The organism is Corallococcus sp. CA041A, from assembly GCF_003612075.1.
In the GTDB taxonomy this organism is placed as follows: Bacteria; Myxococcota; Myxococcia; order Myxococcales; family Myxococcaceae; genus Corallococcus; species Corallococcus exiguus.
This window is the reverse complement of sequence record NZ_RAWF01000111.1, coordinates 1-17793: the sequence shown is the minus strand read 5'-3', so window position 1 is coordinate 17793 and position 17793 is coordinate 1. Positions and strand designations below refer to the sequence as shown.

11 protein-coding genes are annotated in these 17793 nt (G+C 71.6%); all 11 read right to left on the bottom strand.

The genetic code is table 11. The annotated features are described in order from the left end of the window. Nucleotides 1-4: 4 nt before the first annotated feature. The gene (locus D7V77_RS20680; RefSeq protein ID WP_120578009.1) at nucleotides 5-1123 is read right to left on the bottom strand and encodes an LptF/LptG family permease; all 1119 of its coding nucleotides are present in this window, start codon (nucleotides 1121-1123) and stop codon (nucleotides 5-7) included. Next, nucleotides 1120-2232: an LptF/LptG family permease gene (locus D7V77_RS20675; protein ID WP_120578008.1), complete on the bottom strand. Its 1113-nt coding sequence runs from the start codon at nucleotides 2230-2232 to the stop codon at nucleotides 1120-1122. Before D7V77_RS20675 ends, D7V77_RS20680 begins: the two co-directional genes overlap by 4 nt. Next, nucleotides 2229-3488 (bottom strand): phosphoribosylamine--glycine ligase, encoded by a 1260-nt coding sequence (gene purD / locus D7V77_RS20670; RefSeq protein ID WP_120578007.1) that lies wholly within the window; start codon nucleotides 3486-3488, stop codon nucleotides 2229-2231. The genes D7V77_RS20675 and purD overlap by 4 nt, the downstream gene beginning before the upstream one ends. Before the next feature lies 1 nt (nucleotide 3489). Then, complete coding sequence (locus D7V77_RS20665; protein ID WP_120578006.1) at nucleotides 3490-6471, bottom strand: zinc-ribbon domain-containing protein; 2982 nt, start codon at nucleotides 6469-6471, stop codon at nucleotides 3490-3492. A 4-nt stretch (nucleotides 6472-6475) separates the two neighbouring features. Next, a complete protein-coding gene (gene purH / locus D7V77_RS20660; protein WP_120578005.1) occupies nucleotides 6476-8020 on the bottom strand; it encodes a bifunctional phosphoribosylaminoimidazolecarboxamide formyltransferase/IMP cyclohydrolase in 1545 nt (514 codons plus the stop codon). A 107-nt stretch (nucleotides 8021-8127) separates the two neighbouring features. Further along, nucleotides 8128-8619 carry a sigma factor-like helix-turn-helix DNA-binding protein gene (locus tag D7V77_RS20655; RefSeq protein ID WP_014397952.1) on the bottom strand — a complete coding sequence of 164 codons (492 nt, stop codon included), beginning with the start codon at nucleotides 8617-8619 and terminating at the stop codon, nucleotides 8128-8130. 57 nt (nucleotides 8620-8676) lie between these two features. Continuing rightward, entirely contained in the window at nucleotides 8677-9201 is a 525-nt protein-coding gene (locus D7V77_RS20650) for a MerR family transcriptional regulator (RefSeq protein ID WP_120525521.1), read from the bottom strand. Nucleotides 9202-9367: 166 nt separating this feature from the next. Further along, a complete protein-coding gene (locus tag D7V77_RS20645; protein WP_120578021.1) occupies nucleotides 9368-11395 on the bottom strand; it encodes a serine/threonine-protein kinase in 2028 nt (675 codons plus the stop codon). A 20-nt stretch (nucleotides 11396-11415) separates the two neighbouring features. Next, the gene (locus D7V77_RS43785; protein ID WP_158624447.1) at nucleotides 11416-14214 is read right to left on the bottom strand and encodes a protein kinase; all 2799 of its coding nucleotides are present in this window, start codon (nucleotides 14212-14214) and stop codon (nucleotides 11416-11418) included. Between the two features lie 100 nt (nucleotides 14215-14314). Beyond that, nucleotides 14315-14638 (bottom strand): hypothetical protein, encoded by a 324-nt coding sequence (locus tag D7V77_RS20630; RefSeq protein ID WP_120578020.1) that lies wholly within the window; start codon nucleotides 14636-14638, stop codon nucleotides 14315-14317. A 190-nt stretch (nucleotides 14639-14828) separates the two neighbouring features. Then, complete coding sequence (locus tag D7V77_RS20625) at nucleotides 14829-17783, bottom strand: choice-of-anchor D domain-containing protein (protein ID WP_120578019.1); 2955 nt, start codon at nucleotides 17781-17783, stop codon at nucleotides 14829-14831. Nucleotides 17784-17793: the final 10 nt, after the last annotated feature.

The window sequence follows — 17793 nt, the reverse complement described above, 5'->3', positions numbered from 1 at the left end:
CCCCCTACGCCTGCCGCGTCACGCTTCGGCGCGGCAGGTGCAGCAAGCCTTCGCGGCGCAACCACAGGGCCGCCGCGACGATGGTCAGCAGTGTCGTGGGCATCCAGGCCGCCACGGCGGGCGCCAGACGCTCGGTGAGCACCAGCGTGCGGGACACCACCATCAGGCCCCACATCGCCACGGCGATGAGCAGCCCCTCCACCACCGCCGCCGTCAGGTGCCCGCGCCGGTTCGTCCGCAGCGCCAGGCCCACCGCGAGCAACGCCGCGGGCAGCCCCGCCAGCGGATACGCGAAGCGGTTGTGCCACGCGAGCTGGAAGGCCTTCGTCGCGAGCCCCACCTCCGCTCGCGCGACAATCTGTTCGCCCAACTCACCCAGGCGCATCTGCTCCGGACGGCCCGGCCGGATGCGGAAGGTCGTCGCGCCCACGCCCAGCTCGTACTCCGCGGTGGGCTGCTGCGTCACGGACGTGCGCCCGTCCTCCGTGAACGTGCGCTCCACCACGTCCGTCAACTCCCAGCGCGTGCCCTCCACCGGGCGCATCCGCCCCGCGTCCACTCGGCGGCGCAGTTTGAACTCCGGCGTCAGCGTGAAGATGGAGACGTTCTCGAAGCCCTCCTGCGGATTGCCGCCTCGCAGGAAGAAGATGGCGTCCCCCCGCCGGAACCACTGCTTCGGCGTGTAATACATCCGCCAGTCGCCCCAGCGGTTGAAGCGCTGCGTGGTGATTTCATCCACGCGCCGGCCTGCCCTCGCGGCCACCGTCTCGTCGAACGCCACCAGCCCCACGCACGCCACCAGCGCGCACACGCCCACCGGCAGGTACAGCGCCGCCGGCCCGAAGGTGAGCGAGCGCAGCGCCGTCACTTCGCCCTTCTTGCGCAGCGCCGACACCGTGGTGCCCGCCGCGAGCAGCAGCGCCGCCGGCCCCAGCTGCTGCACCGTCACCAGCGCCTTGTAGCCATAGAGCTTGAGCACATCCAGCACCCAGCCCTCGCCACCGTAGGCCTTCGCGCGGTCCACGAAGTCCACCACCAGGAACACCGCCACCACGCCCGCCAGGATGCCCAGCGTGTAGCGCACGTACGCGCCCACCACGTACCGGAAGAGGGTGCCCTTCATCGCACCGTCCCCGAACGCGTCACGCGATACAGCGCGAACGCCCCCACCACCATGAAGAGCACGTTCGCCAGCTGCCCCGCGACGAACACCGGCATCTGGCCCTTCTGCCCCATCTGCTCGAAGGCGCGGCTCAGGAGGTAATAGAGGACATAGCCGCCCAGCGTCAGCAGGTAGCCCCACGCGCGGCCCGCCTGCCTGCGGCCAATCGCGAGCGGCGTGCCCAGCAGCGCGAACGCCACCGGCGCCACCGCGTTGCCCATCCGGCTGTGCAGCGCCATCAGGAAGGGGCGCGCATCCTCGCGCCGCTCCTCCGCGTCCTTCGCCGCCGCCAGCAGCTCCACCGGCGTCAGCTCCTCCTTCGGCGAGCGGAACCGGTTGCGCCGCGACAGCGACCCGCCCAGCCCCACGTTGATCTCCGCCTTCTCGAACGCGACGACGCTCGCGTCCACCGAGGAGCGGTTGGCGCGGTGCACCTCGCCTTCCCTCAATTCAATCCGCAGCGCCTCGCCCCGCTCGGACGTGCCCACGCTGCCCTTGTGCGCCAGCACCAGCAACGGCGAGCTGGGGTCGCGGTCGTCGTGCAACAGCACGTTCGTCCACCCGCCGCCCTTGGGCGCCACCTTCTGCGCGTACAACGTCAGGTCGCTCAGGTCCTCGTAGAAGACGCCGGACTTCACGTCGCCCGCGACGTTCTTCTGGATGACCTCGCCCACCAGGTCCTTCACGCCCGTGAGGCCCCACGGCTCCACCGTGGACGTGAGCAGCACCATGAACGCGCTCAGCGCGATGCCCACGCCCAGCGGCGCCGCCAGCAGCTGGAGCGGGCTGATGCCCAGGGCCTGCAGCGACGTGAGCTCCCGGTCCTCGCCCAGCCGCCCCAGGCCCAACAGGATGGCCAGCAGGAACGCGATGGGCAGCGCCATCACCAGGAAGTGCGGCGCCAGGTACGCGATGAGCCGGCCCAGGTCGACCAGCGTCACCGCCGAGCCCAACAGCACGTCCGTGCCGCGCAGGAACTGCATCACGAACAGCAGCAGGAACATGAACGCCACCCACACACCCAGGGGGACGAGCAGCTCCTTGAGCAGGTAGCGCGCCAGCAGCTTCACGACCGCGCCCGCAGCCCCCGCGCGCCGATGTCCCGGCGGAAGTGCTTGCCCTCGAAGCGCACGGCGTCCGCCGACTCCAGGGCCCGCTCTCGCGCCGTCGCCAGGCTGTCACCCCGAGCGCACACCGTCAGCACCCGGCCACCCGCCGTCACCAGCGCGCCGTCCTGCTTCGCCACGCCCGCCAGGAACACGGGCGCGTTCGACGCCACCTCGTCCAGCCCTTCAATCCGCTGGCCCTTCTTCGGCGCCTCCGGGTAGCCCTCCGCCGCCAGCACCACGCCCACCGACGCGCCCGGGAACTGCTTCAGCGGCCGGGGCTCCAGCGTCCCCTTCGCGCACGCCTCCATCAGCGGCAGCAGGTCCTCGTCCACCTGCATCATCAGGACCTGCGTCTCCGGGTCGCCGAAGCGCGCGTTGAACTCCAGCACCTTCGGGCCGGACGCCGTGAGCATCAGCCCCGCGTACAGCACCCCGCGCAGTGGCGTGCCTCGCTTCTTGAGCACCGCCAGCGTGGGCGCGATGACCTGCTCGCCCACCTGAGCCAGCTGCGCCGGAGTGAGGAACGGCGCCGGGCAGTACGCGCCCATGCCGCCGGTGTTGGGCCCCGTGTCGCCCTCACCCACGCGCTTGTGGTCCTGCGACAGCGGCAGGAGCACGTAGCGCTCGCCGTCGCACAGGGCCATGAGCGACACCTCCTCGCCCTCCAGCAACTCCTCCAGCACCATCCGCTGGCCCGCCTGCCCCATCTGGGCCACGGCGCGCACCGCTTCACGCGCGGCCTTCGCGTCCGGCGCGACGATGACGCCCTTGCCCGCGGCCAGGCCGTCCGCCTTCACCACGATGCGGCCCTGCGCCACGGCGTATGCCTCCGCCTCCGCCGCGTCCGTGAAGACGCGGAAGGCCGCGGTGGGCACGCCCGCCTCCGCCATCACCTCCTTGGCGAAGGCCTTGGAGCCCTCGATGCGCGCGGCCGCCGCGACGGGGCCGAAGCACGGGATGTCCACCTGCGCCAGCGCGTCCGCGACGCCCGCGACGAGCGGCGCCTCCGGGCCCACCACCACCAGGTCCACGCGCTCGCGGCGCGCCAGCGACACCACCGCCTCCGGCGAGTCCGCCTGCAACGGCACGTTGGTGCCCCACCGCGCCGTGCCCGGGTTGCCGGGGCCGACGAGGAGCCGCGAGAGACGAGGACTCTGGGCCAGCTTCCATGCGAGCGCGTGCTCGCGGCCGCCCGACCCCAGCAACAGGACCTTCACGTCAACCTCGCTCGTCCAGTTTGAAGAGCAGCGTCTTCGCCGGGAAGTAGGAGGGATCCAACCCCACCACCTTCTCCAGCACCGCGCGCGCCTCCTGCGGCTTCGACGTCATCAGCAGCTCCGCCAGCTTCGTCTGCGCGGACAGCATCTTCGGCGCGACGTCCAGGGCGGACTGCAACGAGCGCATCGCCCCCGCCACGTCCCTGTCCGCGGCCTGCGCGAGCCCCAGCGACAGGCGCGCCACCGGCAGCCCGCGCTCGACCCTCACCGCGCGCTCCGCCAGGTTCCGGGCCTGCGGCCCCTTCGTGTCCAGCGCGATGAGCGCCCGGTACGCCTGCGCACCGCCGCTGTTCTCGTTCACGTCCACCACGGTGTGCAGCAGCCGCTCCGCGGTCTGACGGTCCCCCTGATGGAAGCGCACCAGGGCCTCGTAGAGCAGGGGCTGCACGTCCTCCGGACGGTCGCTCAGGGACTTCACCACGTTCTCCACGCCCACCAGCGTGTCGCCCGGCCGCAGCCAGAAGCGCGACAGCGCGGGCCGGGGCGCCAGCCGCAGCGGATCCCACTCGCGCGCCTCCAGCACCGGGTAGAACAGGCGGAAGACCTCGTCGCGCTTCTTCGCGCTCGCCGCCGCCACGCCTTCCAGCAGCTTCGCGTCCATGCGGCGGTCGTCCAGCCGCACCGCCTGCTGGAAGCGCTCCTGGGCTCCAGCCACGTCGCCTTCCAGCAGGTGCACGCGCCCTTCCAGCACCTTCTCCAGCGCGGCGTCCTGCAACCGGCCCTGGAAGCCCTTCAGGTGCTCGCGGGCCAGGGCCGCGTCCTTCTGCGCCAGCGCCACCAGGAACCACTGCAGGTGGGCCTCCGGCATCGCCGGGACCACCTTCAGGGCCGACGCGGCCGCGCTCGCGGCAGCGGTGTCATTGCCCGCGGTGCGCTCCGCCGCGGCCAGGTGGCTGAAGATTTCGGAGGCGTCGCGCGGACCGTAGCGGGACGCGTTCTTCGTCAGCTCCTTCAGGGCGCGCACGGCTTCGCGCGCGTTGCCCTCCGCCTGGTAGCGCAGCACCGCCAGCGCCAGGGAGGCGCGCACGTCGCCCGCCTTCGCCTTCAGCCGGTCCTCGTACAGCTTGCGCGCGCGGGCGGTCTCCCCGACCTCCACGTAGATGCGGGCGGTGGCCTCCAGGCTGTTCCAGTCCTGGGGATCCAGCTCCATCCGCTGGCGCAGCTGCTTGAGCGCCAGCCCGTACTGGCCGGCCTGCTCGTGCGCGAGCGCGCTGTAGTAGTCCACGCGCTGGAGGTTCGGCGCCAGCTTCCGCGCGGCGTCGAACTCCTGGTTCGCCAGCTCACGCGACGTGGCCACCTGCGAGCGGCCCAGCACCAGGTGCGCTTCGGCCTTGTAGGCGTCAGCGGCCTTCGGCTGGGACAGCACCTCCGTCGCCAGCCGCGCCGCCTCCTCCAGGTTGCCGGACTGACGCGAGCGCGCCAGCAGCAGGTTCGCGTGCGCGACGAGCAGCGCGGGCGTCTCTCCGGCCATGCCCGTCGCGGCCTGGATGAGCTCGCGCGCCTCCTGGAAGGAGTTGTCGTCCATGCCCGGACCGCGCCCGAGCGACAGCGCCTGCACGTACCCGGCGATGGCGTCCGTGCTGCGAGGGTCGAGCAGCAGCGCCTGCTGGAAGGACTCCTCGGCTTCCGTGTAGGCGATGCGCTGGTCCAGCTCGAGCTGCTTCTGGCCGGCCGCCAGGTGCTCCGCGCTGGTGCCCTCCAGCTCCAGGAACTGGAGCTTCCACCGGCCCACCGCGGCCAGCACCTCCGAAGGCACCTCGGCCGGAGCGGGGGGCTGCGCGGCCCGGGCCAGCTGCTCCTGCTGGGGCTTGTGCACGAGGAAGTAGTAGCCCGCGCCGCCGGCCCCCAGGACCGCCAGCGCCAACAGGCCGAAGACTCCCGCACGGCTGCCGCCACCGCTTCCGTCACGCTGCGCGCTGCGGACCGGCGCGGCCGTGATGTGCGACGTGCGCGCGGGCTTCACCGAGCTCACGCGCGAGTCCGGCGCCAGCGCCGTGGCGCCCTCGAACCGGGGTTCGTCCTCGGACGCGGTGCCGTCCAGGCCGCTCATCATGGGCAGCTCCACCAGACCGCCGCCGTCGGACGGAGGCGGCGCCGCCTCGGGCGCCACCACCACGGAGGACTCCCGGGGGAACGCGGACTCCCGCTGCTTGCAGGCCTCGCAGGTGCCCAGGGCCTGATCGAAGGGGTCCGTCAGGTCCTTGCCGCACGAGCGGCAATTCGTGTGCATCTCCTTCTTCGGGACCACAGGCGCGGGCGCGCGGGCGGACATGCGGCCCAGGGACACCGCCCCGGCGGGAGGCGAGGAGGCCCGCCCGGGCGTAGGCGCCAGCGGGGCTTCGGGCTCCAGGCCTCCGGGCGCCGGGCCGAGGAAGTCGAGCAGCGGGTCTTCCGGAGAGGTCGATGGCGCCGCTGTCGGCGCGGGAGCCGCCACCCCGGGCGCGTCGGGCACCGGAGGGCCGGGCTTCGCGGCGGGCGCCGGCCTGGGCGAGGACGGGCCCAGGTTCGCGAACGGGTCCGCGGGAAGGCCCCCGGAGGCCTGCGACGCGGGCGGCCCCAGGTCCGCGAACGGGTCCACGCTCCCCGGCGGCCCCAGCTCCGGCATCTCGCCGAAGTCCCCGAAGAGGTCCGACTTCGGAGCCGCCTTCGGTGCTTCCCGTGGCTTCGCGGCGACGGGCGCGGCGGCCGGATTGCTCCGGGGCTCGCGGGCGACTGGAGGCGCCGGTGCGGCCGCGGGCGGATTCGGCTCGGCGGCGGGAGGCACGGCCCCTTCAGGGGGAGCCGTCACGGACGCGGCCGAGGCCTCCCGCTTCACGAGCTGGAGGTGACGGCAGCGGGGACACTGCGCGCGGACGCCCTTGGTCGTGATCAACCGATCGTCGATCGCGTAGGCCGCCGCGCATTTCTGGCAGACGATGCGCATGAAGTTAGTGGCGGAAGTGTCGCACTCCCGTCACCACCATGGCCATCCCATGTTCGTCCGCGGCGGCAATCACCTCCGCGTCCCGGACAGACCCGCCCGGTTGGATGACCGCCGTCGCCCCTGCCCGGGCCGCCTCGTCCAGCCCGTCCCGGAAGGGGAAGAAGGCATCCGAGGCCACGGCGCTCCCCTTGAGGGCCTCGCCACCCCGCGTCATGGCGATGCGCACGGAGTCCACCCGGTTCGTCTGCCCGCCACCCTGGGCCAGCAGCTGCGCCGGGGCCGCGAAGACGATGGCGTTGCTCTTCACGTGCTTGCACACCTTCCAGGCGAAGCGAAGGGCCCGCTCCTCCTCCGGCGTGGGGGCGCGCTTGGACACCACCTTCCACTCCAGGGGCGGCTCCACCGCGTCCCGGTCCATCAGCAGCATTCCCCCGGACACGCTGCGCGCGTCCACCTGGGGCCGGGGCGCCGCCGTGGCGGACGCCAGCGCGGGGCCCGCCTCCAGGAGGCGCAGGTTCTTCTTCCCCGCCAGCACCTGGAGCGCCACCGCCGAGTACGACGGCGCGATGACCGCCTCCAGGAACGTCTCTGCCATGGCCTTCGCCGTGGCCTCGTCCACCTCCCGGTTGAAGGCGACGATGCCGCCGAAGGCGCTCACCTCGTCCACCGCGCGGGCGGTGCGGTAGGCCTTCTCCAGCGCGTCGTCCACCGCCACGCCGCACGGGGTGTTGTGCTTGATGACCACCGCGCAGGGCTTCTCCGGGAACTCCAGGACGAGCCCCAGGGCCGCGTCCAGGTCCAGGATGTTGTTGTACGAGAGCTCCTTGCCCTGGAGCACCTTGGCGAAGGCGACGGACGGCTCCTTCGGGGCGGCGTATTCCTTGTAGAAGGCGCCGCGCTGGTGCGGGTTCTCCCCGTAGCGCAGGCCCTGCACCTTGCGGAACGCGAGCGACAGCTCTTCGGGGAAGGGCTCCTGGGCCTCGCCGGACAGCCACCCGGAGATGGACGCGTCGTAGGCCGCCGTGTGCGCGAACGCCTTGCGCATCAGCCGGCGCCGCGTCTCCAGACCCACCGACTTCTGGCCCTCAATCTCCGCGAGCACCGGCGCGTAGTCGTCCGGGTCCACCACGATGGCCACGTGCTGGAAGTTCTTCGCGGACGCGCGGACCATCGCCGGCCCGCCAATGTCGATGTTCTCGATGACGTCGTCCTCGCCCGCGCCGGACGCCACCGTCTGGCGGAACGGGTAGAGGTTCACCACCACCAGCGAGATGGGCTCGATGTTGTTCGCCGCCATCTCCGCCTTGTCGCTGTCCAGGTCGGGCCGGCCGAGGATGCCGCCGTGGATGCGGGGGTGGAGCGTCTTCACGCGGCCGCCGAGGATTTCGGGGCTCTTCGTGTGCTCGGACACCTGGGTGGCGGGGATGCTGGCGGCCTTCAGGGCCTCCAGGGTGCCGCCCGTGGAGAGCAGCCGGTAGCCCAGCCGCACCAGGCCCTGGGCGAAGGGGACCAGACCGCGCTTGTCGGAAACGCTCAGGAGAGCCAGCACGTGTGCGCCTCGCAATGGGTGGGGGGTGGCGCGGGTCCTAGCAACCACCCCCTGGGGTGTCAACGCAACACGTCACCCCAGGCCCAGCGCGAAACAGTGCCCTGCCCTCAAGGCTTGCGGGCGGACACGGGAGGCTCGGCCTCCGTGGCCTCACGCAGCTTCATCAGGCCGCGCGTCTCCACCTGACGGATGCGCTCGCGGGTGAGGTTCATGATTTCCCCCACCTCTTCCAGCGTGATGCCGCCCTTCTCCGCCACGTCCAGGGCGCAGGTGTGCTCCAACTCCGTGATTTCCTTGTCCGGGAAGTTGAGCTTGATGGAGCCCGTCTCCGGGTTCACGTCCAGGTAGAGGTTGTGCTTGCAGGACACGAAGAGGCACGGGCGCGGGCCGTTGATGCAGTCCGCGCGGGTGCGCGGCCGCTGCTCGTCCACGAGCTTGAGGGTCTCCGCCTCTTCCGGGTCCAGCTGACCGGCGAGCCTGCGCCGGCGCAGGTCGCGCGCCATCTCCTTGCGCGACATCGTCTTGGAGCGCCGGCGTTCCGCGGGCTGCTCCTCCTCATTCCCCCCCTCGCCCTCCTGCAGCTGCTTCACTTCCGACATGTTTCGTCCTCCAGATGCGTGGAGTCTATCCGGTTCAACAGGACCCGGGGGGGCATCCTATTGCGGCCGGAGCGTTTCGTCTTCGCGCGCCGTGACGGCGCTGCCCAACCGGGCGACATCCCGGACCAGATCCTGCGCCCGTTGCCTGAGCGTTGCCAACTGGGCTTCGAGTGACCTCCTGCGTTCTCCTCCCAGAGGCCGTCCTCCCAGCTCCTCCTGGAACCCGTCCAGCACTTCCGACAAGTCCCGCTGGAGCTGGTCGATGTGGTTTCGGTGGAACACGAAGGAGCGACGGATGTCCTCCAGGGTGTGTCCTTCGGCCATCATCTTCTTGATGACGTTGATGCGCCGCACCGCTTCCACCGGGTAGAGGCCCAGGCTTCCCTGGTGCTTCCCCTTGCGGCCCACACGGCGGCTGCGGGGGAGCAGACCGGCCTGGACGTACTTCCGGAACGTCGCCTCCGAGAGCCTCACGCCCCGGGGCCGGAAGATTTCCAGGATCGCGTTCGCGGGCAAGCCTCCCGCGTTTTCGCGCTCGATGCGCTCGAGTTCATCGGGCGCGAGCAGGTCCATCGATTCCATTGAATAGAGGCTACTGAATGGACGCCATAGGTGCCAGATTCGCGCGTCATTCGTCAAGGAAGACGAGCAGGCGTGCGGGCGGACGTCGTCCGGCCGACGCTGCGCGCCGGCTATCAGGGGCTTCAGGGGATGGAGGGACGGGAGGCGGGCTTCAGCCCAGCTCGGCTCAGCGTCCGCGAGACGCGCGGAACTCCTGAATCACGGAGCCGTTGGCGGGGACGATGACGGTGAACGTCTTCGTGCTGGTCGGGTGCGCGAAGGTCAGGCTGTAGGTGCCGGCCGGCACCTTGTAGCTCGCGCGGCCCTGCACGTCCCCGAGCCGCTTCGTGCCCAGGAAGACGGTGGCGTAGGGGTTGGCCCGCACCTGGAGCGTACCCATGGCCTTCGCCGTGTCCGCGGCGGCAGGCGCCGTGGCGGGGTCCGCCGTGGGCGTCGCGGCGGGGGCGGCCGGTTCCGTGGACGGAGGCGGAGTCAGGGTGGCTTCGCGCCGCTGCCCTTCCAGCTCCGAGTCGATGGCCTCGGTGGCCGGAGGCGGGTTCACGATGGGGGCCGTCGTGGGCGGTGGGGTCGCCGCCGGGGCCGTGGCCTGCGCGGGCGGCCTCCCCTGCTCCGCGTCCCGGGCACCGGTGTTCGAGCGGGCCACGGCGAGGACGCCCACCAGACCCGCGAGCCCCACCACGGCGGCTCCAGCCCACAGGGCGCGCTTGCGGTTCGGCGCGACGGGAGGCCCCGGCTCGGTGGCGGAGACCGTGTCGAGCTCACGGTCGTCGGCGCTAGAGCGTTCGTCGGCGGCGAGCGCGACCCGGCGTGCGGAGGCGGTGTCGGACTTGCGGCTCGAGGACTCCGCCCGGCGCGCGGAGGCGGATGACCGCGAGCCTCCGTCCACGGAACGGCTCTCGGACGCACCGGCGTCGTCATCAGCGGAGCCGGCCCAGGCCATGGAGTTCTCGTCGCTCGGGGACGCATCCCGGGCGGCGGGGACCTCGCGGGATTCGCTGCGCCGGGCGAGCGGCGCTTCCCTTCCCATGGACTGCAACGGCATCTGCGGCGTGGGCTGCGGAGGACGGCCGTTCGGAGCCGGGTCGTCTCGCGACAACACAAGCGTCGTCCCGTGGCGGTCCTCATCCGGCGAAGCGCCCCGCTTCGCTCCCGAGGCGTGCTCGCGCGACGGCATCACCGCCGTGGGTTCGCGGGGCGGCGCTCCGGCGGCGGGCAGCGCGCCATCCTCCAGCGCGGTGCGCTCCGGGAGCGCGGGCAGCGCCTGGTTGCTCGCCGCGATGGGGAACAGCGGCCGGACGAACGCGCCCACGTCGGTGTCGTCCACGGAGCGGGCGTGGTTCAACACGCACTGCGCCAGCGCGCGCTCCAGCTCTCCCGCCGTCTGGAAGCGCTTGGACAGGTCTCGCTCCAGCGCGCGGCAGATGACGGCGTCCAGGTCCGGCGGCACGTCCGGGTTGAGGCGCGCGGGCGGCACGATGGTGCTCTCCTGCACCGCGCGCAGGACGGCGATCTCCGAGTCCCCCTGGAACAGGCGCCCGCCGGTGAGCAGCTCCCACAACACCACGCCCAGCGCGAAGACGTCGGTGCGCACGTCCACGCTCTCGCCCCGGGCCTGCTCGGGGGACATGTACGCGAACTTGCCCTTGAGCACGCCGGGGTTCGTCAGCTTGTTGCCCGCCTTCGCGATGCCGAAGTCGGTGAGCTTCACCGCGCCGTCGTAGGACACGAGCACGTTGTGCGGCGTGACGTCCCGGTGCACCAGGTTCAACAGCTCGCCGTTCACCCGCAGGCGGTGGGCGTAGTGCAGGCCGCGCGCGACCTCCGCGCCGATGTGCGCCACCAGCACGGGCGGCATCGGCGTCATCGCCTCCTTGCTCCGCTTGCGCAGCTCCCACAGCGAGCAGCCGCGCACGTACTCCATCGCCAGGTAGTAGGTGTCCTCGTGCTTGTCGAAGTCGAAGATCTGCACCACGTTGGCGTGGTTGAGCCGCGAGGCCAGCCGCGCCTCCGCGATGAACATCTGCACGAAGTCCGGGTCGCTCGCGAGGAATGCCCGCACGCGCTTGATGACGACCTCTTTCTCGAAGCCCTCCGGCCCGCGCGCGGTGCACAGGAAGATCTCCGCCATGCCCCCTTCGGCGAGCTTGCGGCGCACGACGTACTTGCCGACGTGGGTGCCTGCCTCGAGCGTCACGGAAGGGTCCAAGGCCACGCCTACTCGAACTTGACCGTCACCACGTTGAGGTCGATGGGACGCACCTCGATGCGGCGGCTGACAGTGCGCTTCAGCTCGGGGTTGGTGAACTTGCAGTCATACGAACCCACGCCCAGCTTCACCGGCTGGAACGGCGTCTCCCCCAGCTTGCGGCCGTTGCATGACACCTCCGCCCAGGGCGTCACCACGAAGCTCACCGACGCGGCCCGCTCCGCGGCGCGCGCGGCTTCACGCACCTCCGCCGTGGCCACGGGCGTCTTCACCACCGGCGCGGGAGCCTGCGCGACAGGGGACTCCTGGGCCTGCTTCACTTCGGGGGCCGCGGCGTCCGGCTCACGGGGAGCGGCCGCGCCGGAAGGTCCGACGCCGGGCTCCGGTGTCGTCGAAGCCGGCGGCGCCGACGCGGGCGGCTCCGTGCCGGGCTTTCCGGACGACGGCATCGGCACGAGCTTCAGCGGCCCTACGTCGAGCCGGCCGGACGGCGGGATGACGACCTGCGTGCGCAGCTCGCGGTAGCCTTCCTTGATCAGCACGACCCAGTAGCGGCCGGGCTTCACCGTCGGCAGCGTCAGCGGCGTGCGCTCCGGGAGCACCCGGTCCTCGAAGACGACGCGCGCGCCCGCGGGCTCGGACTCCACGTGCACACCGCTGGCGCCGGGGCCCAGGCTCCACACGAGGGCGACGCCCACCAGGATCGCGACGAGCACGATGGCGGCGTACAGGAGCCCCCGGCGCTTGGGCGGCTCCACGGCGGACTGCTCGGTGAGCGTGCCGGTGCGGGCCGACGGCACCCACGCGCCAGGCATGGGCGCGCGGGACGCGGAGCGCGGCGCGGTGGACGCGGTCATCTCCTCGATGGTCGCGTGGGGCGCGGGCACCGGGAGCCGGTGGCCACGGTGTTCACCGGACGGCGTGGGCCCGCCCGGACGGGGGGCTGGAATCTCGGAGCGCGGCACGGCGCGCAGGTCCTGCGTGGGGCCCTCGTCCACGTCCGCGCGGGAGACCGAGCGCATGTCCAGGGTCGAGTCGTCCTCGTCATCCCGGGTCAGCGTCGCCGTCAGGGAGCGATGATCCAGCGTGGGACCGTCCTCCTCGATCTGGAACGCGCCGGAGATCTTCCCCTGCGTGTCCACCATCGCGAGCGTGGGACCGTCCTCTTCAATCTGGAACGCGCCGGAGATCTTCCCCTGCGTGTCCACCATCGCGAGCGTGGGACCGTCCTCTTCAATCTGGAACCCGCCGGAGAGCTTCCTCTGCGTGTCCACCATCGCGAGCGTGGGACCGTCCTCGTCCTGCGTCACCGTCGGGAGGGACGGCTCCTCCAGGCGAACCGGCCGGGTGCTCCGCGAGGGCGGTGACTCCAGGGCCCGCCGCGAGCCCGTCATGCCCCGGGGGGCCTCGGCGTTGCGGACCTCGGAGCGGGGCTCCGGCCGCGCATCGACGGACCGGGCCTCCACTCGCGGGTCCGCGTTACGGACTTCCGAGCGAGGCTCCGGACGGGCATCGACGGCGCGGGAATCCACTCGCGGATCCGCGTTGCGAACCTCGGAGCGGGGCTCCGGGCGGGCGTCGACGGAGCGGGCCTCCGCGTTGCGCGCGTCCACCCGCGCCTCCGCGTTGCGGCCTTCTGGACGGGTGTCCGGGCCCCGGACCTCCGAGCGAGCCCCACCCGCCTCCGCGTCCTCGCGGCGCGCCTCCACCTTCCCACTGGGACGGCTCGACCGGTTCGGACGCAGCGTGGTGGTGGGCTCGTTCTCCGTGCGCCCCGGCGCCGTCGCGGGCCGCATCGCGGAACGGCGCGGCGCGGGCGGCGGAGCCCCCCCCGCCTCCTCGTCCGTCACCTGCACCTCGCCGGAGCGCGCCTCCTCCGTCAGGCGGTCCGCGTACAGCTCCCCCATGTACCCGGCCAGGTCCGCCGCCGTGCCGCACGGCTGCGGCTGCGACGCGAGCCACCCCTCCAGCGCCCACTGCAGCTCCTGCGCGTGCTGGAAGCGCGCGTCCGGCTCCTTCGCGAGCGCCTTGAGCACGATGGCGTCCAGCTCCGCCGGCACCCGGGGCGCCACCTGCGAAGGCGCCGGTACGTTGCACTCCGCCACCGCCGACAGGGTCAGCATGTCGCTGTGGCGCTTGAAGAGGCGCCCCCCGGTCAGCAGCTCATGCAGCACCACGCCCAGCGCGAACACGTCCGAGCGGCGGTCCACGCGCTGCCCGGCGGCCTGCTCCGGCGACATGTACGAATACTTGCCCTTGAGCACCCCGGAGCGCGTCACGGTGGCCTGATCCGCCGCCTTCGCGATGCCGAAGTCCACCACCTTCACGCCACCGTCGAACGTCACCAGGATGTTCTGCGGTGACACGTCCCGGTGGACGATGCCCAGCGGGCGCCCCGCCGCGTCCGTCTTCTTGTGCGCGTAGTCCAGGCCCGCGCACGCCTCCAGGAGGATGCGGCACACCAGGGGCACCGGCAGCGGACGGCCCGCCGTCTCCGAGCGCTTCCAGAGCCGGCGCGCGTCCACGCCATGGATGTACTCCATGGCGATGAAGAAGGTGTCCGCCTCCGCGCCCAGGTCGTAGATCTGCACGACGTTGGGGTGAGCGAGCCGGGCCGCGATCCGCGCCTCGTCCAGGAACATCCGGACGAACTCGTCGTTCTCCGACAGGTGCGGGAGGATCCGCTTCAACACCAGCAGCTTGTCCGGAGCATCCGAACCTGGCCGGCGTGCGAGGTAGATCTGCGCCATGCCGCCCGTGGCGAGGCGCTTCAGGAGCTGGTAGCTGCCGTAGGTTTCGATGGACACGGCCGGACGCGAGGTGGCGAACCCCAAGCGTAAGCGGCCGGGCCAGGGGAATCAAACATCGAATCCCCCTGGGCTTTTTCCGGTTCCACCGGGCGTGTGCCTAGCGCCGGGCGGCCCGGACCTCGCGGGTCTCCCGCATCAGGGCCTCCAGTTCGTCCAGGTGCCGCTTGAGCACCGGCATCAGCACCGGGGCCGCATCTACCCGGTCGAACAGGTCCAGCACCCGGTCCACCTTGCGCTCGATCTCCTGCGCCCTCACGGGGCTGATGCGCCGCAGGAGCATGTCCGCGCCGGCCTCCATCAGCACCCGGGCCACCGCGTTCCGGTCCGCCAGCGGCTCCTGCTTGCGCTGCCCCTCTCCACGGATGACCCGCAGTCCCGGCGCACCGGCGCGCGGAGAGGACTTCAGGGGCTCATCGGGCATCCAGGTGCTCACAGCGCCTCCAGGGCAACAGCGTGCAGACGCTCCGCAGGGTACACACCGAGGGAGCGCCTCCAATTTTCTGGTCATCCGCACAGGCAGATGCAGTGCTGTAGCACCGGGGTCTGACAACCCCGTTCGGGGCCGGATGGCCGGCCCGTCACGGGGTCCACACCCACAGCTTCTTCACCGTTCAGTCGTTGGCGCAGGCGCGGCGGTAGGTGATGGCCACCTTGGAGCCCGGCGGCGGCACCACGCTGAACACCACGCTGTTGGACGCGGCGTCATAGGTCCACCCGGTGGGGGTGGCGGCGCCGTTGACGGTCACCACCACCGTGCCCGCGTCGGGCTCCTCGCTCAGCGGGAAGCGGTCCTGCGCGCTGAACGCCTTGCTGGCCACCTGCCGGAGCAGCGGCGCGTAGTCCGCCGCGCAGACGTTGAGCACCTCGCCGCCCGTCTGCGCCGCCGCGTCCGCGTACCGGGTGCCGGTGCCGCCCGCCGTGGCACAGGACGTCTTGGTGGGCGCGATGGCGAAGAACGTGGCCCGCTGCGGCTGGTTCTCACCCTTGCGCTGCTGCGCCCACTGCACGTACGTGGAGACCGCGTCCGGCGAGTGGTCGTCCTCGTCGCCCACGAACACCACCACCAGCGCCGCGGAGTCGCGCAGGAAGCCCGCGTTGCCGTCGTTGGCCAGCGGCGTGCGCGGATCATCCACGTTGTTCACCAGCGGAGACGTGAGCGCGCGGCGCATCGCTTCAAAGCCCTGCTCCACCTGGGCGCACTGGCCCACCTGCACGTTCTGCTGGAGCACCTGGGTCACGTTGGGCGTGCCCAGCGTGAGGATGCGCTGGCGGCTGTTGTCCGCCGGGAAGAAGCGGCCGGCCTCGCCACCCAGCGCGCCGCCCGGGCACGCGCCGGACACCGCGGAGATGCCCGTCGTCGTCACCGCCATGTTCACGTCCACCGCCTTGTTGCGCGCGGCGTCCACGAACGCCGGGATGGCGGACACGAGCTTCGGGTGCTCCTCCACCATGGACGCCGTGTTGTCCACGACGAACAGCACGTCCACCTTGCTCACGTCCTGCTGCACGAAGGTGTCCGTCTTGTCCGTCTTCTTCGACGACTCGCCGATGAGCGGCACCATCAGCGGGATGGGCAGGTCGCTGGAGTCCACGAAGAGCGGCGACAGGTTCATGCCCGTCACCTGCGCCAGGTAGTCCACCCCCACCGTGAAGGACTCACCCGGCGCAAGCTGGAACGCGGGCGGCGCCGGGTGGTCCAACAGCTCGAACTCCGTGTCCGTCGTGCCCGGCCCGATGAAGACGTTGGACACCGTGATGGGCGTGGTGCACGCGTTGAGGTAGTTCACCTCGCGCGGCGCCGGGCGGCAGTCCTTGCGGCCCAGGCCGAAGTCCAGGTACCAGGGCGACGCCACCAGGCACGTCTCCTGCGAGTTCGCCATCAGCGGCACCTGCCGCACCGGCGTCACCGGGTTGTACTGCTCCACCTGCAACTCACCGATGAAGTTGCCACCGGTGAAGGGCGCCTGGAACGCCACCTGGAAGCTGAACCAATCCCCCGGGTAGATGATGCCGCCGAAGAGCTCGCCGCCGGGCATCTTGAACACGCCGCCGCCGTCGTTGGCGACGCGGATGTTCTTCACGGGGCACAGGTCCGTGCCCTTGTTCTCCAGCTTCACGCCCAGCACCGCGCCGCGGCCCGGCGGGATGGTGCCGAAGTCCACCAGCTCCGGCGTGACGGTCAATTCACAGGGCGCGTGCGCCTTCGCGCTGCCGAAGAAGTCCAGCTGCACGGTGGCCGCGGAGAACGCGCTCGTGGTCATCACCAGCGCGCCGGACGCGCTGCCCTCGCGCATGGGCTCGTAGAAGACCTCCAGGTTCAGCTCGCCGTTGGCCGGCAGGGTGAACGGCAGCGTCACCGGCTTGTTGTTGAACTGGAGCTGGGCGCCCGTCGCGTCCGGCGTCCAGTCCAGCGTGTTGATGGTGAGCGGCCCCGCGTTGTCCGTGCCGCAGTTCTTCACGTTCACCACCACGCGCACCTTGGAGCCCAGCGGCTGCTCGCCGAAGTCGTACATCATCGGCGACACGCACAGCTCGGACGCGCCGCCAAAGCCGCGCAGCGGCACGGGCAGCGTGGGGTGGCGCTTGCTCACCACGGTGTAGACGGCGCGGTCCGTGGCCGCGCCCATGTGGCCGGGGCTGTAGCGGATTTCAAAGGCGCGCACCTCTCCCGGCTGGAGCACCAGCGGCAGGCCCGTGTTGTTCTGGCTGAAGGACGCGTCCGTGCCATCCAGCATGAGCGACGTCACCGTCACCGGCTCCGTGCTGATGTTGCGCAGGCTGGAGGCCTTGATGGCGTCGCGGTCCACCGGCACCGCGCCAAAGTCCACCACCTCCGGCTCCGCCACCACCGCGCGCTCCAGCGACTCCGCCGTCACCTGCACCGGCACGTCCGCGCACCCGTGGCAGGGCGAGATGGCCAGCGCAACCTGCTTCTTGCCGACCTTCACCGGGTTGAAGGTGAGGGGCAACTCCACGCGCTCGCCCGGGTTCACCGTCACCGGCGCCGCGATGAATTCATCCTTGTCCGCGCCCACCAGCTTGGGCGTCACCATCACCGGCAGTTCCGTGGGGTTGTCCAGCGTCACGCCCAGCGTCTTGGTGGAGTCCGCCTCGATGCGGCCGAAGTCCAGCGCGCGCGGCGTCACCCGCGCCCACGCGTCCACGCCCGCGCCGTTGAGGGGAATCCGCATCAGCGGCTCGATGCGCGTGTCCGAGCGGATCACCAGCACCGCGGGCAGACCGCCCTGCGCCAGCGGCGCGAAGCGCACCTTCAGCGTGCACTCGCTGCCCGGCACCAGGCTGTGCGGGCCTTCGTGGGTGAACTCCGCTTTGTAGGCGCCCTCGGGCCCCTCCACCCAGGCCTCGTCCACCGTGATGCGCGCGCGGCCCACGTTGCGCAGCGTCACCGTGGATTCGCGAGCGTCGAAGACCGCCACCCGCGCGAAGTCGACGCCACCTGGCGTCGCCGTCAGCCGGCCGTCCGCGAGCGACGAGCGCTCCCGGTCCGCGCAGCCCGACAGCAGTCCCACCATCACCAAACCCAGCAGGCCCCAGCGCCCCGTCATGGCACCCACC